This window comes from Mesorhizobium sp. 131-3-5, from assembly GCF_016756575.1.
Lineage (GTDB): Bacteria > Pseudomonadota > Alphaproteobacteria > Rhizobiales > Rhizobiaceae > Mesorhizobium > Mesorhizobium jarvisii.
On the sequence record NZ_AP023254.1, the window covers coordinates 5,928,994 to 5,950,380 of the forward strand.

Sequence of the window (21,387 nt, forward strand, 5' to 3'; positions counted from 1 at the left end):
ACGGAGAGGTAGTCCCATGTTCGCAAAGACCCTTACCGCCCTCGCAGCCCTGACCGCCGCCACCGCAGTCCTTGGCTCCCCGGCCCGTGCAGAAGACAAATCCGCGACCTCGATCGTCCAGCTGCCCTCTGCGGGCGGCACAGTCACGCAGGAGGAAGGCAGCTTCGCGCTGAACAACAACACGGGATCGGCGAACTTCACCCTGCCGCTACCCACGCTGCCGACGCGCGGCCAGTTCGGGCCGCAAATGAGCCTCACCTACAGCCAGTTCGCGGGCGATACCGGCAACGGGCTAGGCATCGGCTGGCAGTTCAATACCCAGGCGATCGTCGTCAACGACGATCTCGGCACGGCCGTGCCCGGCACCAAACCGGGCGGCGATTTCTTCTCCCGCCTATCGTACATGGGCACGCGGCTCGTCTTCCTCGGCAACCAGAACGGCGTCTGGGAATACAAGCCCGAATACGCCGAGGATTTCGTCAAGATCCTCTACCACACCGGCGCGTTCGACGTCATTTCGCTCGACCTGTCAGGCGGCCTGCACACCGACACCATCCCCTCCGGATTCGAGGTGACCAACGCCGACGGAACGCGACTGATCTTCAGCGGCGACCCTTCGGTGGCTGAAGGTAATTTCGACATAGCCAAGCCCTACGTGACGAAATGGCCGCTGGTGCTGCAGCTCAACGCCAACCGCGAAGCCGTCCGCTACGACTACCAGCGTTTCGGCGGACGCAGCTATCTGACGAAGACCAGCTTCGCTGGCGGCCAGAGCAGCTACCAGTTCGACCTGATCGAGACGCAGTCGACGCTCGTCAGCCACACCAATGGCAGCAAACAGGAGAACGCGCGACTCTACGGCAAGGTGACGGCCAAGTTCAAGGACACTGTCTACGCCCAATGGTGCATGGGGTATGTCGGCCGTGACACCAGTGACACCTCGAAGTTCGTCGTCCGGGCGCATCCGGACTGCCTAGCGAAGGCGCAGGCCGACCTGACGCCGCTCATCGACACGCAGTCGGTCAATGTGCTCGACCAATTGCGCGTGCTCTACCGCTATGGCGACACCAGCGGCGAGGCGCTGGCTCAATCGACGCTGAAGTTCCCGGACATCCATTTCGGCTATTCGTCGTGGACAAGCGCCGAACTGGCGTCGCGCCCCGTGGTGTTCGAAGCGCCGAAGATGGCGTTCGCCGGCGACATCCCTCCGCAGAATTTCGAATTGGCCGACCTCAACATGGATGCCCTGGTCGACATCGTGCAGACCAAGGATGACGGCGCGACCGTGCATCTCGGCAGCGGCGACCTGAACAGCGCCTTCGGCGACACAACCCAGCTCGTGCTGTCGCGTCCGACCGAGGCTGGACTGATGCGCCAGATCGCGCCCCGGCTCACCGACAATCGCTTCGCTTTTGCCGACATCCTTGGCGACAGCTTCGTCGACATCGTCGAAATCGAAGACGGGCTGATGCACGTCTATGACGGCAAGGCCGACGGGACCTTCCCCTATCTCGGCCGCTCGATCCCGCTGCCCGGCGTCTCGCCGACGACATTCGCGGGCGGCAACGGCCGCTTCGCCGACGTCAATATGGACAGCCTGTCCGACATCGTCACGACGCGACTCAACGCTGATGGCCGCACCGAATGGCGAATATTCCTCAATCTCACCCGGCGCCAGGCCGATGGCGGCTACAACGTCAATTTCGGCGCGCTGACCAAGGCGTTCCCATTCAACAGCCAGGACGGCCAGATCCTCGGCCGCAACAATGTGCGGATGGTCGACATCAACGGCGACCGGCTGCCCGACCTCGTCGTCATCCGTCCAGCCGACCAGGGCTTCTGCCTCTACGAAAACCAGGGCAACATCTTCTCGACGGACCCGAATGCGCTGCTGTTTGGCGACGCCGCGATCAACGATCCGGTCTGCGGTCACGGCACCTTCTCGAAGATTGGCGGCATGCAGCCCGGCGATAACCTCGCCACGATGTGGTACATCGACGCCAATGGCGACGGCATCATCGATTTCGCGTCGATGGGCGAGCGCACCGACCAGATGCGCATCTGGCTCGGCTTCGGCGACGGGACTTACCTGAAGGATCCGCTCAGCATCGCGCTCAATCTGCGGGTTCAACTCGGCACGTCGACGCAGACCTTCGCCTCGCGCGTCGCTGACATCGATGGCGACGGCGAGAGCGAAATAATCGTATTCCAGAAACCGTCCGGCGACGAGGTGAAGCCCGTCGTCATCATCGACTTCAACCGAACCGCGACCATGCAACTCGTCAAGGCGAACCTGCTCACGGTCGTCGACTTCGATTCCGGCCGCCGGCACGACATCCGCTATGCGACCTCGATCGACGAGATGCTGCGCGACCGCGCCAATGGCCAGCCGACGCGCAACCTGCATTTCCCCGTTGTCGTCGCCAAGCAACTCGTCACGTCGCAGGGCATACCCGGCCAGGTTCGCGCCCAGGTGCAGACGGACGAATATTTCTACCACAATCCATTCTACGACGTGATCAATCGCCGCTTTATCGGCTTCTCGGAGGTCGAGAAGGTCTCTTACGGCGACGAGAACGCGGCCGGCCAGCGCGTCACGCAGCGTTCAAGCCTCGATAGAGAACAGTATTACACCTTCGCCGAAGCGGCAGCCGACCTGAACCTCGCCGGCAAACTGAAGATCCGCAAGACCTATGAGGTGAAGCCCGAGGCGACGCTCGTTGCGAGCGCGGAGACAACCGAAACGCTCGATCCGGCGTCGGCGGCGCTGCATTCGCTGTCGACCGCCACGCGCAGCCAGAAGCTACCGACGACCGGAATGATGCTGAAATGCGAATCGTCGGTGTGGGAGGCATTTCCGCGTGGCGACGGCTCGTCCTATCTGAGGAAGGTGAAGGAGACGCTGACCGAGTCCGCCGGCGAGGCCGAACAGCAGGACGTGGCCGATCCCGAATGCAAGGATCCGGTCAAGACCCAGACCTATGCGGGTTTTGACGAATTCAACATGCCTGCGTCGGAGACGGTCAGAGTGCGCGACATTCCGGGACCGGAGAACCTGACGGTTCCTGGCTTCAGCCGGACGACCCAGACCGACTACACCCAGTCGCGCGCCGATCTGGCGGCGCTCGGCATCGTCAACGCGGCGTCCGAGCAGCGCATCCTGGCCGGGACCCGGCTGCTCAGCCGCGAGAGTTTCACCTACCTGCCAAATTCCGGCGGTCGGATGGGGTCGCGAACCCTGGAAGTGCTGTCGGGACTTGGCGCTCTGCCGCCCGCGCTCGAACAGTTCCGCAACGCCAGCCGCAAGCTGGCGAAGACCATGGGTTACGATGTCTTCGGCAACAGTATTTCGATCGCCGACGAACTCGGCATCACCGAGTCGGCGATCTACGACCCAACCGGTACCTTGACGCTCAGCTACACCAAGCCGTCAGGCGGTGCGGCCGAACTCGATCAGACGACGAAAATGACCTATGACGGGCCGCGCCAGGGCGCGGTGGCAACGACGACCACGCCCTTGGGCATGGTCGTGACGAACAGCTACGATGCCCTCGGCCGCAAAACCCGGGAAACCGCCACGGACGGCGCCGAACGCTTCTACACCTACAAGATCGGCGAGCATGGGCTGCCGTCGCTCATCCTGACGGCGCGCCGCCGCTATGCGAGCGCCGCCGAGACGCCGGAAGGCGAGAGCGAGTTCATCGCGGACCTCGCCGCCTATGACGCGCGTAGCGAAAAGGTCGCCGACCTGGAGAACGTCGCCGAAGGCGGGGTCCGGGTCAATAATTTCTCGCTCTACAACCGCAATGAGAAGCAGATCTTCCGCTGGACGCCCTTTGTGGTGACCAGCTTCGGCGGCGTTGATGATCTCAACCTGCAGAAGGTGTTCGATCTTGGCGACGTTCCGCGCCCCGATCACGAAGTCGGCAATGCCTACACCTATGACCCAGCCGGCCGGATGGTCCGCGAAACCCATCCGTCGGGCAAGACGTCCGACATGACCTTCCGACCCTGGGGTACGCTCACGGTCACGACCTACAACGACCAGTTCGACGGCGCCGTTCAAAGCAGCGAGTATTCGCTGAGGAACGAGAACGGCGTGACCGCGACCATCGCCAGCAATGGCGGCGGCACGGTTCATATTTCCCGCTTCGTGCGCGATTCTTTCGGCTACCTGAGCGAAATCTGGCTGCCGGGCGAGACGACGCCGCGGCGGCTGATCTACAACTCCGTCGGCGACATCGAATTCCAGTCGATCCCGGGAATGGGCGACCGCTACGCTTTCTACGATGCGCGCGGTCGCCAATCGGTGATCGGGCGGGTCGGCAGCAATGGCGAAACGTCGGTCCAGACCTTCACCTACGACTTCCTCAACCGCAAGCTGACCGAGGTGAACGATGGCGTGGTGCACCTAGAATACCGCTATGACCGCGCCGTTCAGGTCGCCTCAGCGGCCGGCTTCGAAACGCCGATAGCGCTGCCTCTCGACAAGACGACCGAGGTGATCATTCACGATCCCAATGGCGCGTTCGACGCCGTCCAGCGCTACGCCTACAATGCCAACGGCCGGATGGTCACCAACGAGGTCGAGATCGGTGGCGCGAAATACGCCGATCATTTCCATCACACGCTGGATGGCCGCATCGATTCGTCCGAAGGTCCGCGCGGCCTGGCGTCGAAATTCGCGCTGGGGCCCGACAAGAACCTGCGGTCGGTGACGGTCACGCATCCCGATTTTTCGGGACCGGAGAAGATCATCGAGAATATCACCTACAATCCCGAATCGCGGATCGAGCGGGTCGATTATCGTCTGGGCGCATTCACCCGGATGACCTACGACCCAGCGACCCTGTTCCTCACCCACATCGTTACGCAGGCCGGCGGCAAACCGCTGCAGGATTTGAGCATGACCTTTAACGGCAACGGCTCGATCACCCAGATCGTCGACGCGTTGGCGCAAGGCGCGGGCAGCGACGGACATGTCGACCGGTCGGGAACGTTCCACTACAATTTCAAGAACGAACTCGTGCGGATCGACCGTTACGGCCAGCAGGCGGAATTCGCCTATTCGGCGGCGGGAACGTTTGCCCGCAACGACGAGCTCGAGCCCGGCGCGCCGATAGCGCCGTCGACCGGCGCCGCGACCAACCTCATCCCGGCCGGCAGCGCATCGAAGCCCTACTCCTTTGACGGATTCGCCCAACTTGCGAAATCGCCGACCTTGACCGGAACGGTGTTCGACATCAACGGACGGTTGATCCGAGCCCAGACGGCGACCCACGAAGTGCTCTACGGCTACGATCAGACGGGGCGCCGCCTCTATAAGAAGGTCATCCCGACCGACGGATCAGGGCCCGAGCAGCTTTACCTCTACCCGGTTGAAACGTTCGAGATCGGTCCAAAAGGCGAGGAGAGCTACGTCAACATCGCATCCAGCAAGCTCGTTCGTCTCGAACACGGCACCGGCAAATGGTTCTACTATCTGAAGGATCATATCGAGAGCAGCGACTATGTCATCGCCTCCGACGGCGTTCCCGTCGAGCAGATGCTCTACAGGGCGTACGGCACTGAACACAAGCCGGAGACGCTGGCCTCTGCCTGGGCCAGCCACCTGGCAGATGTGGCAGCGGAGTTGCCGCGCGAAAAGACCCACCATCGTTTCACCGGCAAGTATCTCGATGACGATACCGGGCTCTACTACTACGGCGCCCGCTACTACGATCCGGCGCTGGGGCGGTTCATTTCACCCGATCCGCTTTATGTCGGCGATCCGGAGAAGTGTACCGGCAATTCCACGTCCTGCAATCTCTTTGCCTACGCCAACAACAACCCGATGGCGTTCATCGACCCGACCGGCCTGAAGGAGATCGTCGCCGGCGACGCGGCCTACCGGAGGCAGGTCGAAGAGGACATCCAGCGAATCGATCCGACTGCACGCGTCGACAGCAAGACTGGCGAGGTATCTCAAAGCTGGCTGCACGGCGCGTGGCTGGACGTGAAGAACTTCTTTGTCGGATCCAACTCCTTCGACAGCGGCCGCGACCTGATGCACCGGGTCATCGCCGACCCGCAAACCACGACGATCCAGAACGAGCCGGGCGTCACCGCGGCCCGCAACAAGGATCCGTTGGTGAACCCGGAAACGACAAAGGGCGACGTGATCATCGGCTATGACCCGGCTACGTCACGCACGCGCACGTCTGTCGAGTTCGACAAGGCCTCCGGAACGACTGCCTCCAATCCGGCGGATCCTGGCATCGTGCTCGGCCATGAGCAAATCCACGCAACGCACCGCATGGCCGGCCAGCATTCGGGGTTCAGCGATGCGCCCTACATAGGCCTCGATGGCAAGCCATATGCTTATCGCAACGAGGAAGCACGTACCATCGGTGTCGGCGGCACACGTCGACCCGACGACATAACGGAGAACCAGCTGCGCGACATGCTCGGCATTAAGCCGCGCGTCCATTGGTAACCGAACCAAGGATGGAGACTTTGACATGCGACGACTCCCGAAGCTCCCGGCGATCCTTGCCGGTTTCGTGCTCCTGTTTGCGGCAGCGGCGGCGGCCCAATCCATGAGTAAGCAACTCAAGGAACCGCAGGCCGTGCCGCTCGATTTCCTGACATGGATCAACCGCGATCCGGCTTGGCTGCAGCAACAGATGGCCACACTCGGCGCCACCGGCGGGGTGAAAATCGGCAATGACATGCTCGAAACAACAGACGTGGAAGCGTTGAAGGCGGTTAACCGCATCCGCGGCTTCGCCTACCTCGCGGCGAAGGGATTGAATCCGCCCTATTTCGACCTGTCTGTCGCCGGCCCGGACGCGACCGTCCGATGCGTGACCTCTAATCCCAGGGGCATCGCGCCCGGCATCGGGCCGATGGACTTCGCCAGGGCGTCGTTTCCGGCGGAGGCCGCCGACCAAACCGAACTGAAATCCTGCACGGTCGCAGGCAAGGGCGGAGACTATGCCGAGCTTGATCGGGCGGCCTTTCGCGATCGTTACTTCAACGCGTCAGGCACATTGAAGCCGGAATTCCGGGACCTGGGCAACGATTCTGCCTTCAAGGCCAAGGCGATCGACGAGGGCTTCTTCCTGACGACGGAGGACTATAGCGGCCTGCTGCAGCTGGATCTGCGGTAGGCGGCTGAGACGTAGTAGGCACAATGGCCGTGCCGGTGAAGGCAAGCTGGACGGTCGCTCTGTTTCGCGGCCTGGCCGCTGAGCAGCCAGGCATCACATCGCGAAAGCTGGGGCTCCGTCACGACTTGCCCGGGTGCGAGTGTCGAGCGCGAGCTGCCCGCTGGGTGCGCCACCGCGGCGGTTGTCTGATGCCTGAAGGAGACTTGGTTAAGGCGACTTGGCGTAAGAGTGTCTACTCCACGCCTGTGGCCGGCATTCCGAAGACGCACCATACCCCGGCCTTGTTGGTCGCTTCAAGCGGATGCACCACAGTCGTGCGTGCGCTGAACGTGACGACCGCGAAGGAGCCTGCCGCCCCAGGCCATTCAGTGCGGGTCCAGTAATCGGTTTCGCTGCGGGCGAGCGGTGGCAGCTTGTACTGCGCGAACGCATCATGCTGTCTTGGCCAGTCCGCCGAATCGAGACTGGTCAGTTCCGCCATCGTCGGAAGCTGCCAGCCCATGTCGCCGTTCGGACCGCCTTGTCCGAGGGTGGCGCAGTGCCCCATCGCATCGCTCAGCGTGAGCGGCTGATCAACCCTGTCCAGCCTGGCGACAAGGCATGTGCGCTGGTCGACGAAGGCCTTGCCGTCATGTTCAGCAAGCAGCCAGAAATTCTGGTCATTCAGCGGCTGGCGGGTCAGTTTGTGGACTGTGCCACATGGTTCGGCTTGGGATGGCGGCACTGACAACATTGCAAAAAGCGCAAGTGCCGTGTTGAAAGTCGCAAGAGACGCGATCCGAAACATGCCTTCCTCCTCGCTGGTTTGGCATCATGACGGGCGTTCGACGTGGCAACCAAACAAGTATACTTGAAGCGGCGAACAATTGAAAGTCCTGTCACTTCCCGATACTTAACGTCATTGCCCCGGAATCAGTTGGAGCTCCGCAGGTCTCCTCTGCAAATTGGCGCCGGGCGGCAACTTGGAGGCCACCGCTCGACTTGGCCGCGACGCGTTGCAGGCCGCGGTGCCCCCCCGGTTGAGACCGCAGGCAACCAGCCGGTAGGCAGCTGGGTTCCGGCAACTCATACCTATTGGCTTTGCTTAACCTAGGGGCATCTCAAAATGGCCTGCCCTCCACTTGCTGTAGCGAATTTTTCTACCTCGACGAGAGCAGACTGAGCCGAGGGACCCTGGCCGAGGAACATGCTAAAGCATCGTTAGCGAGAAAACGTCACGCGAAAGGCATTTTCCATATATATTTCAAAGCGTTGACCTACAGAAAAGTACCGTCAGGAGCGGAAACCGGCGACGGTACTTTTTCTCGGACATCAAGCAGCACATGAAAAGTACCGTCAGAAGTACCGTCAAATTGATCTAGTAGCCTTCACTTTCAGCGCAATCCTGGTTCGCACTAGCCATAAAAATCAGCGGCTTAGGTAGTCGATGACTTCAATTGACAACATAGGTCCGATGGTGAATGAAATGAGCCGCAAAACATTGTTTTTTCTGCGAAAAACTACGTCGCAGTACTCCAAACTGCGCTAAACCCCTACTCCCACTCGATCGTACCAGGCGGCTTCGACGTCACGTCGTAGACGACGCGGTTGATGCCGCGGACCTCGTTGATGATGCGGGTGGCGGCGGCGCCCAGGAAGGCCATGTCGTAGTGGTAGAAGTCCGCCGTCATGCCGTCGACCGAGGTGACGGCGCGCAGCGCGCAGACGAATTCGTAGGTGCGGCCATCGCCCATCACACCGACGGTCTGCACCGGCAAGAGCACGGCGAAGGCCTGCCAGATGGCGTCGTAGAGCCCGGCCTTGCGGATCTCGTCGAGATAGATGGCGTCGGCCTCGCGCAGGATCTCCAGCTTCTCGCGGGTGATGCCGCCCGGGCAGCGTATGGCAAGGCCAGGACCTGGGAACGGATGGCGGCCGATGAAGCTTTCGGGCAGGCCGAGCTCCTTGCCCAGCGCCCGCACCTCGTCCTTGAACAGTTCGCGCAGCGGCTCGACCAGTTGCATGTTCATGCGCTCAGGCAGGCCGCCGACATTGTGGTGCGACTTGATGGTCACCGACGGGCCGCCGGTGAAGGAGACGCTCTCGATGACGTCGGGATAGAGTGTGCCCTGTGCCAGGAAGTCGGCGCCGCCGAGCTTTTTGGCCTCTTCCTCGAACACTTCGATGAACAGCCGGCCGATGGTCTTGCGCTTCTTCTCGGGGTCAACCTCGCCTTCCAGCGCCGAGATGAATTTTTCCGAGGCATCGACCAGGATCAGCGGCAGATTGTAATGCTGACGGAACATCGCCACCACGCCCGCCGCCTCATCCTTGCGCATCAGGCCATGGTCGACGAGGATGCAGGTGAGCTGGTCGCCGACCGCCTCGTGGATCAGCAGCGCCGCGACGGAGGAATCCACACCGCCCGACAGCGCGCAGATGACCTTGCCCTTGCCGACCTGCTTGCGGATCGCCTCGACCGCGTGTTCGCGATAGGCGCGCATCGTCCAGTCGCCCTCGATGCCGGCGATGTTGTGGACGAAGTTCCGGAGCAGCCTGGCGCCGTCGGGCGTGTGCACCACCTCGGGGTGGAACATGATGCCGTACATCTTGCGCTCGACATTGCCAAAAATGGCGAAAGGCGAGCTTTCCGACTTGCCGAAAACCTGAAAACCCGGCGGCAAGGCAATGACGCGATCGCCATGGCTCATCCACACCTGGTGGCGCTGGCCGGTCGCCCACAGCCCCTCGAACAGTGGGCTGTCCTTCTCGATCTCGACGAAAGCGCGTCCGAACTCGCGATGGTTGGAGCTTTCGGCGACACCGCCCATCTGCACGCACATGGCCATCTGGCCGTAGCAGATGCCAAGCACCGGCACGCCGGCATCGAAGACGATCTGCGGCGCGCGCGGGCTGCCGATATCCGATGTCGAAGCCGGGCCGCCCGACAGGATGACGGCTTTGGGATTGATGCGCTTGAACGCGGCTTCGGCCGATTGGAACGGCACGATCTCGGAAAACACGCCGGCCTCACGGATGCGGCGGGCGATGAGCTGCGTAAACTGGCTGCCGAAATCGACAATCAGGACGGTGTCGGGATGATTGGCTGTTTTCATGGCGAGCGTTTAGAGAAAGAAATGAGTCGACGCAATGGGTTGCGTAGCCTGACTTTCAGACTGGTCTGGCCTGGTCGTTGGACGGAGCCGTCCGCAGCAGACCCGAGCCGATCGCCTGTTCGAGGCGCATGACGGCGTCGGCCAGCCTTTCGTCGATGACATGAAGATATTCGGTCCAGTCGCCGACATGCCTGAGATCGGCAGCGCCGTCAGAAATACCGCGCAGCCCGATCAGGGGCACATCGAACAGCTGGCAGGCGCGCAGGCAGGCGAAGGTCTCCATGTCGACCATGTCGGCCGCGATTGCGTCATAGGCAGCGCCGGTGATGATGGCGCCGCCGGTCGACAGTGTGGCTTGTCTGATTTCAGGAATACGAAACGGCAGCGGCACGGTGACCGGCAGATCGAGGAACGGCGTCGCACCTTTCTCGAAACCCAAAGCCGAGGCATCGATGTCGCGATAGCTGACCGAGACGGCCTGATAGATTTCCGTCTGTTCCAGCGTCCGGCTGCCGGCTGAGCCGAGCGAGACGACAAGGTCCGGCAACGCCTTCTGCGACTTCAGCCAGGACAGTTCCGCACCCAGCCGGACGGCTGCCTCGACCGGACCGACGCCCGTCATCAGCGGTGTGAACAGTTTTTGCAGATGCGAACCATATTCGGCCTGCGCCGCCATGACGAAGAGGACGTCCTTGCCGCCAATTCGCGTAACGTTGGCCATCACCCAGCAATCCCGTCACGCCCAACCACCGTCATCATCGTTCCGGTCATGGTGGCGATGAGCTTGGCCTCGCCATCGGCGGCGAAGGCGTAGGCCTGGCCGTCGGCGACGATGATGGTGCGGCCGGGCTTGGTCACCGAGCCGCGGAACAGGAAACGTTCGCCCCTGCCCGGCGCCAGTAGGTTGACCTTGAATTCGATGGTCAGCACGCCGGAATTCTCAGGCATCAGCGAAAAAGCCGCGTAGCCGCAGGCCGAGTCCAGCGCCGTCGAGATGACGCCGGCATGGAGGAAGCCGTGCTGCTGGGTCAGTGCCGCCGAATAGGGCATCTCGATCTCGATGATGCCGGGCGTCACCAGTGTCAGTTCGGCGCCGATCGTCGCCATTGCCTGCTGGCGCGCGAAGGACGCCCTGACGCGATCCTCATAGTCCGGGGCCGGTACGATCTTTGCTGCCATCGCAATTGCCTTCAGTTTTGCCGGGAAAGCTTATCGCAGAGGCACGCGCGGCAGGCAAATGCTTTTGCTGCACTGCAACAAAACGATCTGAAGCAGCTAGTTCAACCCCAGAAGCGAAGCATTGAGCACGGTGGCGAAGGCCACCCATGCCGCGTAAGGCGCGAACAACCAGCCGGAAAGCCTGTCACGGTTCCAGACGCTGGCGATGAACAAGACGATGCTGGCGAGGAGACAGACGATGACGACCAAGGCAGGTCCCATCATTTTTGCGCCGAAGAAGGTTGGCGACCATGCGAAATTCAAGATGAGCTGGACGCCCCAGACCTTCATTGCCGCTCCCGTCGGCTCTCGTCTCCATGTCCGCCAGCCGGCTATCGCGATCAGCACATAGAGCAGTGTCCAAGCGGGCCCAAATACCCAGTTGGGCGGATTGAAGGGCGGTTTGACCAGCGATGCATACCAGGCGCCCGGCAATGTGGCATAGCCGATCAGCAGGCCTCCACCGAGCACCATGACAAGGAAAAGCAGCAGCGACAGATATTTCTTCAAGAATCCCACCCCAGTGGCGGCACGGCGCCGCGCAACTGCAACTGGGGCACGATCGTTACCTGTCAACGGCAGCGTTCAACTCACGTTGCGCATGGCGCAGAAGTAAAACCCGTCCGTGCCGCTCAGCGCCGGGGACAGCGATATATCCCCGCCAGCGCCGATCCGCGTTGCGGCCTCGTGGCCCGGAAAATAGCGATCCCACAACGCGCGGTGGTCCACCGGAACAAAACGGCTGTTGCGCTCGCGGAACGCGGCGATCTGCTCGTCATTCTCCTCGGAGAATACCGAGCAGGTGATGTAGACCAGCAGGCCACCGGGTTTGACATAGGCTCGTGCGGCATCGAGGATCGCCGACTGCTCGCCCTTGCGGGCATCGAGCTGCCTTTGCGTCAGCCGCCATTTGGCATCGGGACGGCGCCGCCAGGTGCCGCTGCCGGTGCAAGGCGCGTCGACCAGCACGATGTCCATGTGATTGGAGAGCGGAGCGAGTTCGGCCGGCTTGGTGACGACCTGCACGTTGCGGTTTTCTGAGCGGCGGATGCGATCGAAGATTGGCGCAAGGCGCGCCTTTTCGGCATCATGGGCAAAGATCTGGCCGCGATTGTCCATCGCAGCCGACAGCGCCAATGTCTTGCCGCCGGCGCCGGCACAGAAGTCGAGCACCTGCATGCCGGCCTCGGCGCCGGCAAGTGTTGCCGCTATTTGCGAGCCCTCGTCCTGGACCTCGAACCAGCCTTTCTGGAAGGCGGGCTCGACCTGCACGTTCGGGTGCCTGCCGTCGCCGTCGATGGGCGGAATGCGGATGCCGAGCGGCGCGATCCGCGTGGCCTGCGCCCCTGTATCGGCCAGTTCCTTGAGCACCCTGGCGCGATCGCCCTGCAACGTGTTGACCCTTATGTCGAGCGGCGGGCGGGTCGCCAGCGCCGCGCCCTCCCCGACCCATGCCTCGCCAAAAGCCCGTTCGAAAAGCGGTTCACACCAATCTGGTATGTCGGCACGCACCGCGGGCGGCGCGTCGGCAAGCCGGCGACCGGCAATCGTCTGCAGCTCGGTGGCGCTGAGCAGCGGCGGCGCGAACTTGTCGCCATCGAGTGCGTCGTTGAGCGACTGCGCTGTCTGGCCCCATTCGAGCAGCAATGCGCCGAAGCCGACGGCGCGCGGCGTGTCCTCGCCGAGCAGCCAGCCGGCGGAACGTTTGTGGCGCAGCGCGTCGTAGACGATGTTGCCGATCGCCGCGCGATCACCGCCACCGGCGAAGCGGTGTGACAGGCCCCAATCCTTCAGCGCATCGGCCACCGGCCGGTGCCGCCGGCCGATGTCCTCCAGCACTTCGATGGCCGCAGCCAGCCGTCCGCCCAGTCGCATTGATCATTCCATCAAATCAAGATTTATCGCCTGCTCTTAGAGCCTTTCGCGTCCGGATTGAACCCCGCTGCGTCACGCGACGAAGAGGTCGCCTGAAATCTTCCGATCGATAAATATCGCGGGCCGGCAACAGCAGATCGACCAATAAATGCAAGGTGTCTAATGTTCGCAACTGGCGACTGCAAGCACGGCCTGTGGCGCAACCGCTCTGCTTTCCAAGTTTTTCCGTTGGGAATACTCTTCACGCTATGATTCGCGGCGCGGAAAACGCGAACCGGCGGATCGCTACGAGGAGAGGGCAATGAAAACTTATCTGGCGGAAGTTCTAGGCACATTTCTGTTGGTGTTCATCGGCACGGCGTCGGTGGTGACGGGCGGCTTCGGCGGCGCGCTGCCGCTCGGTCAGGAAGGCATCGGTCTGGCATTCGGCATCGGCCTCATCGCCGCGGCCTATGCGATCGGCCCGATTTCGGGCGCGCATCTTAATCCGGCGGTGACGCTCGGCGTCTTCCTCGCCGGCCGGCTGCCGGCCAAGGACGTCATCCCCTACTGGATCGCGCAGATCATCGGCGCCATCCTGGCTTCGCTGGCACTGTGGATCATCGTCTCGGGCAAGGCCAGCGAACCCATCACCAACTTTGGCGCCAATGGCTGGGATGTGGCCAAATGGGGCATGAGCTCGGCGTTCCTGTGGGAGCTGATCGGCACCTTCACCTTCGTCACGGTGATCCTCGGCGTTACCGCTGAAAAGCACTCGACGGCATTTGCCGGTCTGGTCATCGGCCTGACGCTGGCGGGCATTCACTTCGCCATGATCCCGGTCACCGGCACCTCGGTCAATCCGGCCCGCTCCATCGGCCCGGCGCTGTTCACCGGCGGTGCAGCGCTCAGCCAGCTCTGGCTGTTCATCGTCGCCCCGCTGATCGGCGGCGCCATCGCTGGTGTCGTCGCCAAGGCACGCATCTTCGAGAAGGATTGATCTCGAGAGCCTCAATGCAAAAGGCGCGGGCCACGGCCCGCGCCTTTTTTGTTGGATAGAGCCTTGTCTGGATCAGCCGGCGATGTCGAAACGGTCGGCGTTCATCACCTTGGTCCAGGCCACGACGAAGTCCTTCGCGAACTTCGCCTTGGCGTCCGCCGTCGCATAGACTTCGGCCAGCGCGCGCAGTTGCGAGTGCGAACCGAAGATCAGGTCGGCACGGGTGCCGGTCCACTTGACTTCACCGGTCTTGCGGTCGCGGCCTTCGAACACGTCCTTGGCGTCCGATGTCGCCTTCCACTCGGTGCCCATGTCGAGCAGGTTGACGAAGAAGTCGTTGCTCAGCGTTTCCGGCTGTTTGGTGAACGCGCCATGCTTCGACTGCCCGGCATTGGCGCCGAGAACACGCAGGCCGCCGACGAGGACCGTCATTTCCGGAGCCGTCAGCGTCAGCAGCTGCGCCCGGTCGACCAGCGCTTCCTCGACGGTGAGCCGCTGCTTGCCGCTGACATAGTTGCGGAAGCCGTCAACAGTCGGCTCCAGCGGCGCGAAGGAGTGGATGTCGGTCTGCTCCTGCGAGGCGTCCATGCGGCCCGGCCAGAAGGGAACGTCGACGCTGTGGCCGGCGGCCTTCGCGGCCTTCTCGATCGCGGCGTTGCCGCCGAGAACGATCAGGTCGGCAAGCGAGACTTTCTTGCTGCCGGTCTGTGCGGCGTTGAAGTCCTTGGCGATCGTCTGGAGCTTGTCGAGCACCTTGGCGAGCTCGGCCGGCTGGTTGACGGCCCAGTCCTTCTGCGGGCTGAGGCGGATGCGCGCGCCATTGGCGCCGCCGCGCTTGTCCGAACCACGGAAGGTCGAGGCCGACGCCCACGCCGTCGAGACCAGCTGCGACACCGACAGGCCCGAAGCCAGTATCTTGGCCTTGAGCGCTTCGGCATCCTGCTCGTCGATCAGCACATGATCGACCACCGGGATGACGTCCTGCCAGGGCAGCTCTTCCTTCGGAACCAACGGGCCGAGATAACGGGCGACCGGGCCCATGTCGCGGTGGGTCAGCTTGTACCAGGCGCGGGCGAAGGCGTCGGCGAACTGATCCGGATTCTCGTGGAAGCGCTTCGAGATCGTTGCGTAGGAGGGATCGAAACGCAGCGCGAGGTCGGTGGTCAGCATGGAGGGTGCGTGGCGCTTGGCCGAATTGTGTGCGTCCGGCACCGTGCCGGCGCCGGCACCGCCCTTCGGCGTCCACTGATGCGCGCCCGCCGGGCTTTTGGTCAGCTCCCAGTCGAAGCCGAACAGATTGTCGAAGAAGTTGTTGCTCCATTTGGTCGGCGTCGTCGTCCAGATGACTTCCAGACCGCTGCCGATGGCGTCACCGCCCTTGCCGGTGCCGAATTTGCTCGCCCAGCCAAGGCCTTGCTGCTCGATATCGGCGCCTTCCGGCTCGACACCCACCAGGCTCGCATCGCCCGCACCATGGGTCTTGCCGAACGTATGGCCACCGGCGATGAGGGCTACGGTTTCCTCGTCGTTCATCGCCATGCGCGCGAATGTATCCCTGATATCGCGCGCCGCGGCCAGCGGATCCGGATTGCCGTTCGGCCCTTCCGGGTTGACGTAGATCAGCCCCATCTGCACGGCACCGAGCGGGTTCTGCAGGTCACGGTCGCCGCTGTAGCGCTCGTCGGCCAGCCATTTGCCTTCGGGACCCCAGTAAACGTCCTGCTCGGGCTCCCAGACGTCGGCGCGGCCGCCGGCAAAGCCAAAGGTCTTGAAGCCCATCGATTCCAGCGCGACGTTGCCGGTGAGGATCAGAAGGTCGGCCCAGGAGATCTTGCGGCCATATTTCTGCTTGATCGGCCACAAGAGCCGGCGGGCCTTGTCGAGGTTGACGTTGTCCGGCCAGCTGTTGAGCGGCGCGAAACGCTGCTGGCCAGCCCCGGCGCCGCCGCGACCGTCGGCGATGCGGTAGGTGCCTGCGCTGTGCCAGGCCATGCGGATGAACAGCGGACCGTAATGGCCAAAGTCGGCCGGCCACCATTCCTGCGAATCCGTCATCAGCGCATGCAGGTCCTTGATGACAGCGTCGAGGTCGAGGCTTTTGAATTCCTCGGCATAATCGAACGCCTCGCCCATCGGATCAGACAGGGATGACTGCTGATGCAGGATCTGGACGTTCAGCTGGTTCGGCCACCAGTCGCGGTTGGTCCTGCCAACGGCTCCGTGCGCAACCGGGCATTTGCCCGCGCTTTTGTCATCGGTGTTCGCGTCCATCTTCAGTCTCCGATTTTTGCCGAGTTTTGATCTTTGCCAGGATTTTGGGTGCGGGCTGGTCGGCCGCACCATCTTGGAATGATTCCAGACTAGGCCGCATTGGCGATAAAAACAAATTGCCTTTCCTGTTCATTTCGATAGGATTTTCTTATGATCGGATTGACAGTTCGCCAGATGCATTATTTCGACGCGCTGGCGCAGACGCTGCATTTCGGACGCGCGGCAAAACTCGCCGGTGTCAGCCAGCCGGCGCTGTCCTCGCAGATCGCGGAGATGGAGCAGAGGCTGAACTGCCGGCTGTTCGAACGCGGCGGCAAGTCGGTGCGCATGACCGACGAAGCGATCGCGCTTTTGCCGCGCATCGAACGCATCCTGGCCGACATACGCGATGTCGAAACGACGGCAAGGCGCGGCCGCACCGCCATGGAGGGACGCTTCCGGCTGGGCATCATCCCGACGGTCGCGCCCTATCTCCTGCCGCGCGCTTTGCCCGAACTGAAAAAGCATTTTCCGGCCCTGCTGCTCGAATTGCGCGAGGCGGTCACCGCCACGCTGGTCGATGACATCGCATCGCGCAAGCTCGACGCCTTTATCGCAGCGCTTCCACTCGATCATCCGGGCCTGATCACCGAGGCGCTGTTTTCGGACCGGTTCTTCCTTGCCGTCCCGGCTGGCGACCCGGCCTTCGCCTCGCCGCCGGTTCCGCCCGAAAGCCCGGCGCTGGAAAGGCTCATGCTGCTGGAAGAGGGCCATTGCCTGCGCGAACAGGCGCTCGCGGTCTGCGGCAATGTGCGGCCGGTGGCGATGGCCAGCTACGGCGCCACCAGCCTGACCACGCTGTTGCAAATGGTGGCGCACGGGCTCGGCGTCACGCTGATCCCGGAAATGGCGACCGGCCCCGCCGGCACCATCCCCGACCTCAAGATCGTGCCGTTCCAGGAACCGATGCCGCAGCGCATGATCTGCCTCGCCTGGCGGCGCAACAATGCAAGACATGGCGAATGCGTCGAACTCGCCAAGATCATCCGCAGCCTCGGCGCGGCGGTGTTGGCCGCTTGAGGAATGATCAACCGGACTTCACAGAACGCGGGACAGAAACTCGCGGGTGCGCGGCGATTTCGGGTTGGCGATCATCTCGCGCGGCGCGCCACGTTCGACGATCACACCACCATCCATGAAGACGAGCTGATCGCCGATCTCGCGGGCAAAGCCGATCTCGTGGGTGACGACGACCATCGTCATGCCGCTCTCGGCCAGATCGCGCATCACCTGCAGCACCTCGCCGACCAGTTCCGGGTCGAGTGCCGATGTCGGCTCGTCGAACAGCAGCACCTTCGGCTTCATCGCCATGGCGCGCGCAATCGCCACACGCTGCTGCTGGCCGCCGGACAGTTCGCGCGGATAGCGGTCGACCTTGTCGGCAAGGCCGACGCGCCTTAGCAGGACTTCCGCCTCGGCCTTGGCCTGGTCGACCGGGATGCGCCGCACCTGCGTCGGCGCCTCGATCAGGTTCTCCATCACCGTCATATGCGAGAACAGATTGAACGACTGGAACAGCATGCCGATCTCGGCCCGGCGCTGGCACAGGAGATCGTCCTTGACCTCGTAGAGCCTGTCGCCATGGAGGTCGTAGCCGACGAACTGGCTGTCCACCAACAGGATGCCGCCGCTGAGTTTTTCCAGATGGTTGATGCAGCGCAGGAACGTGCTCTTGCCAGATCCCGACGGGCCGATGATGCAGGCGACCGAGCCCTCGGGCACGTCGAAGTCGACACCCTTGAGGACCTCGAGCGAGCCATAGGTTTTGCGCACGCCGCGCGCGAACACCATGGAATCGGCCGGCACGCCGAAGCGAGCGCGATTATCGGACTTCACATCGCTCATCGGGCAATGCCGCGCAGGCTGACCAGATTGCGCAAGGCGCGCATCGTCAGAGGTTCACGGCGCGTGTCGCTGCGGCCGAAATGACGCTCCAGGAAATGCTGCCCCACCGACAGGATGCTGACCACGGCGAGGTACCAGAAGGCGACCACGATCAAGAGCGGGATCGTCTCGAAGGTGCGGGCATAGATGCTTTGCGCAGTGTAGAACAGATCGTCGACCGCAATGAAGGTCACCAGCGAGGTCATCTTCAGGAGATTGATCGCCTCGTTGCCGGTCGGCGGCAGCACGAAGCGCATGGCTTGCGGCAGGGTGATGCGCTTCAGGATCATCCTGTAGGGCATGCCGAGCGCGCTCGCGGCTTCCGCCTGGCCCGTCGGCACCGACTTGATTCCGGCGCGGATGATCTCGGCCATATAGCCGGCCTCGCACAGCGAAAGCGCCACGACGGCGGAGAAGAACGGGGTCATGAAATCATTGGTGCGCACGGAAAACAGCGTGCCCAGGAAAGGCAGAGTGAGCGAGATTTCTCGCACCAGCAGCGACAGGTTGAACCAGAAGATCAGCTGGATCAGCGCCGGGACACCCCGGAAGAACCAGACATAGACGCCCGCGAAGGCGCGCAGCACCGGACTTGGCGACACCCGCATGATGGCGATGACGGTGCCGACCACGATCGCCAGCGCCATGATGATGACGGTGAGCACCAGCGTGTTGCCAAGGCCGCGCATGATCGAGGGATGGAACAGGTAGCCGGCGGCCGTGCCCCAGGCGAAGGCCGGGTTTCTGGCGAAAGCGCGGATGATCAGGAAGGCCAGCAGCAAGGCGAACGCCGTGCCGACCCAGATGCCATAGCGGCGCTGCGGCACGACGGTCAGTCGTGACACGGCGGCGGCAACGCCGGGCTCGACGCCGATCTCGGTCGGGTGGGCCACGCCCATCAATGGTCTCCTGGTTGCTGGCCGGCGCCTGACCAGGATCAGGCGCCGGGTAATTCCTATTCGGCGCGAAGCGCGTCCATGGTGCCGACGAAATAGGGTTCCTTGATCGCGTAGGCGCCCATGCCGTATCTGTCGAGGATAGCCTTGTAGGTGCCGTTCTTGAACAGTTCGGCTAGTGCTGCCACCATCATGTCGGCGGTCTCCTTGTCGTCCTTGGCAATCGCCATGCCGAGCGGCGCGACGTCGTAAAGCGTCGGCAGCACCACCAGCTGGCCCTTGCTCGTCACCTCGAAATAGCTCGAAGCGGTCGCATCGTCCATGCGAGCGTCGACGCGATCCGACAGCACGGCCTGGACGATATCGGTCGAGGAGTTGAAGACCGACTTCTCGATGGCCGCCTGGCCCTTGTCGGTACATTCCTTGCTCAGCTTGTCGACCAGGAAGTCCGAGGCGCTGCCGGCCGAAACGCCGATGCGCTTGCCGCAAAGCGGGGTGTCGCCGCTGAAGCTCGCCTTCTTGTCGGGCGATGTCGAGACGGCGAGGCCGGCCTTGAGGAACATGACGAAATCGACCTGCTTCAGCCGCTCCGGCGTCGCCGAGAACGTCTCCCAGGCGATCTTGAAACGGCCGGCCGCAAGGCCTGGGATCATCGAGGGAAAGGGCGTGCGCTGCACGTCAAGCTTGGCGTCGACGAGCTTGGCCACCTCGCCGGCCAGCTCGATGATGATGCCGGTCTGCTTGCCGTCGGCATCGAGATATTCGAACGGAGCATAGTCCAGCGTGTTGGCGACGGCGAGCGTTCCGCTCTGCTTGACCTCGGTGGATTTCGCAACCTCGGCGGCCCGGGAAACCCCGCCCCAGGCCACGGTGGATATCGCCAGCGCAAGGCCGGTCATTCGCAGATATGCATTCATTGCTGTTCCCCTTTCTCTTGCTTGTTTGCCGTTATGCGCCGGCGGCTTCCGCCGCCTTCTTCTTGCGATAGTGGTAGTTCTTGTCGATGCGCTCCATCAGATAGTCGCCGTAGAGCACCGGCCCGTATTTCGGCTGCGTGCCGGCCGGCACGCAGACCGACAGCGCCTCGATCGTCTCGTCCATGGATGGATCGAAGAAGAAGGGCTGCGAATAGCGCTCGCGTCCCGACCGGTTGATGACCCGGTGCGGCGTCGAGACGAACTGGTCGTTCGACCAGCGCGCCAGTATGTCGCCGACATTCATCACGAAGGAATCCGGGACGGGAGGTGCCGGAACCCAGTCGCCGGCCTTGTTCTTCACCTCAAGGCCGCCGACATTGTCCTGCGCCAGCAAGGTGATGAAGCCATAGTCGGTGTGCGGCGCCGAGCCGAAGAGGCCTTCTTCCTGGGGCTGGGTCGGATAGTGCAGCAGCCGCAGGAAGGTGGTCGGCTGCTCGAAATGGCGGTCGAGACTGTCGGAGGGCAGTCCGAGCGAGAGCGCGATGGCGCGGACCATCTTGCGCGCGAGCGTTCCCATCTCCTCGACATAGCGCTCTATCGTCTCCCTGAAACCGGCAAGCGCTGTTTCGTCGGGCCATTGGTTGGGGCCTTGCAGCGGCTTTTCGGCCAGGGTCCTTGGATCGTCGGCGCCGACCTCGTGCATGAAGAAGATCGATTCGCTCTGGTTGGGCTTGCTGACGGTTGCCACCGACGAGGTGACGATGGTCGAACCGGCAAAGGGCAGATAGCCGCGGAAATTCCTATCGATCTTCAGCTTCGCCTTTTCCTCCTCGGGCAAGGCAAAGAAGCGCTTGCTGGCTTCGCGCACGGCTTCGACATCGGCGCGCGGAATGGGGTGCCCGGTGACATAGAGGAAGCCGATCGTCTCGAGATAGCGGCGCAGCGTCGCCGCCGTTGCCCGGATGGCGCCCTCATCGTCGCCATAGAGCGCCGAAACGTCGAGGATCGGAATTTCGGAAAAATCGCCGCGCTCTTGTGCATCCATTTTCGAACACCCTGTCT

General features: G+C 62.8%; 15 protein-coding genes. 4 read left to right on the forward strand and 11 right to left on the reverse strand.

The features are described 5' to 3' along the window. The first annotated feature begins 16 nt into the window (after window positions 1-16). Entirely contained in the window at window positions 17-6,475 is a 6,459-nt protein-coding gene (locus JG747_RS29015) for an RHS repeat-associated core domain-containing protein (protein ID WP_202360546.1), read from the forward strand. 67 nt (window positions 6,476-6,542) lie between these two features. Continuing rightward, entirely contained in the window at window positions 6,543-7,151 is a 609-nt protein-coding gene (locus JG747_RS29020; RefSeq protein ID WP_202360547.1) for a hypothetical protein, read from the forward strand. A 232-nt stretch (window positions 7,152-7,383) separates the two neighbouring features. Here JG747_RS29020 and JG747_RS29025 read toward each other — a convergent pair whose 3' ends face one another. The 6 genes from JG747_RS29025 to JG747_RS29050 all read right to left on the reverse strand — a co-directional run bounded on the left by JG747_RS29025 (window position 7,384) and on the right by JG747_RS29050 (window position 13,339). Further along, window positions 7,384-7,938, reverse strand: a complete 555-nt coding sequence (locus JG747_RS29025) for an Lcl domain-containing protein (RefSeq protein ID WP_069091483.1) — start codon at window positions 7,936-7,938, stop codon at window positions 7,384-7,386. Window positions 7,939-8,683: 745 nt separating this feature from the next. Next, complete coding sequence (gene guaA, locus JG747_RS29030; RefSeq protein ID WP_010914447.1) at window positions 8,684-10,246, reverse strand: glutamine-hydrolyzing GMP synthase; 1,563 nt, start codon at window positions 10,244-10,246, stop codon at window positions 8,684-8,686. A gap of 55 nt (window positions 10,247-10,301) precedes the next feature. Beyond that, window positions 10,302-10,967, reverse strand: a complete 666-nt coding sequence (locus JG747_RS29035) for a 5'-methylthioadenosine/S-adenosylhomocysteine nucleosidase (protein WP_038644938.1) — start codon at window positions 10,965-10,967, stop codon at window positions 10,302-10,304. Next, entirely contained in the window at window positions 10,967-11,425 is a 459-nt protein-coding gene (locus tag JG747_RS29040) for a PaaI family thioesterase (protein WP_023686843.1), read from the reverse strand. Before JG747_RS29040 ends, JG747_RS29035 begins: the two co-directional genes overlap by 1 nt. 96 nt (window positions 11,426-11,521) lie before the next feature. Further along, a complete protein-coding gene (locus JG747_RS29045; protein WP_064986472.1) occupies window positions 11,522-11,974 on the reverse strand; it encodes a TspO/MBR family protein in 453 nt (150 codons plus the stop codon). Window positions 11,975-12,049: 75 nt separating this feature from the next. Beyond that, window positions 12,050-13,339: an RsmB/NOP family class I SAM-dependent RNA methyltransferase gene (locus tag JG747_RS29050; protein ID WP_202360548.1), complete on the reverse strand. Its 1,290-nt coding sequence runs from the start codon at window positions 13,337-13,339 to the stop codon at window positions 12,050-12,052. A gap of 301 nt (window positions 13,340-13,640) precedes the next feature. Here JG747_RS29050 and JG747_RS29055 point away from each other — a divergent pair, with 301 nt between their 5' ends. After that, complete coding sequence (locus tag JG747_RS29055) at window positions 13,641-14,318, forward strand: MIP family channel protein (RefSeq protein ID WP_019860000.1); 678 nt, start codon at window positions 13,641-13,643, stop codon at window positions 14,316-14,318. Window positions 14,319-14,390: 72 nt separating this feature from the next. Here JG747_RS29055 and katG read toward each other — a convergent pair whose 3' ends face one another. Further along, window positions 14,391-16,589: a catalase/peroxidase HPI gene (gene katG, locus JG747_RS29060; protein ID WP_064986469.1), complete on the reverse strand. Its 2,199-nt coding sequence runs from the start codon at window positions 16,587-16,589 to the stop codon at window positions 14,391-14,393. Between the two features lie 150 nt (window positions 16,590-16,739). On the opposite strand from katG, the gene JG747_RS29065 reads away from it, so the two are divergent. Continuing rightward, the gene (locus tag JG747_RS29065) at window positions 16,740-17,648 is read left to right on the forward strand and encodes a hydrogen peroxide-inducible genes activator (RefSeq protein ID WP_019860002.1); all 909 of its coding nucleotides are present in this window, start codon (window positions 16,740-16,742) and stop codon (window positions 17,646-17,648) included. A gap of 18 nt (window positions 17,649-17,666) precedes the next feature. Here JG747_RS29065 and JG747_RS29070 read toward each other — a convergent pair whose 3' ends face one another. The 4 genes from JG747_RS29070 to JG747_RS29085 are packed head-to-tail and all read right to left on the reverse strand — an operon-like array spanning window position 17,667 to window position 21,370. Next, a complete protein-coding gene (locus JG747_RS29070; RefSeq protein ID WP_202362373.1) occupies window positions 17,667-18,419 on the reverse strand; it encodes an amino acid ABC transporter ATP-binding protein in 753 nt (250 codons plus the stop codon). Window positions 18,420-18,469: 50 nt separating this feature from the next. Next, on the reverse strand, window positions 18,470-19,411 hold the full coding sequence (locus JG747_RS29075) for an amino acid ABC transporter permease (protein ID WP_202360549.1): 942 nt from the start codon (window positions 19,409-19,411) through the stop codon (window positions 18,470-18,472). A gap of 56 nt (window positions 19,412-19,467) precedes the next feature. Then, window positions 19,468-20,325: an ABC transporter substrate-binding protein gene (locus tag JG747_RS29080; RefSeq protein WP_038644927.1), complete on the reverse strand. Its 858-nt coding sequence runs from the start codon at window positions 20,323-20,325 to the stop codon at window positions 19,468-19,470. 31 nt (window positions 20,326-20,356) lie between these two features. Further along, on the reverse strand, window positions 20,357-21,370 hold the full coding sequence (locus JG747_RS29085) for an isopenicillin N synthase family dioxygenase (RefSeq protein ID WP_202360550.1): 1,014 nt from the start codon (window positions 21,368-21,370) through the stop codon (window positions 20,357-20,359). Window positions 21,371-21,387 lie beyond the last annotated feature (17 nt).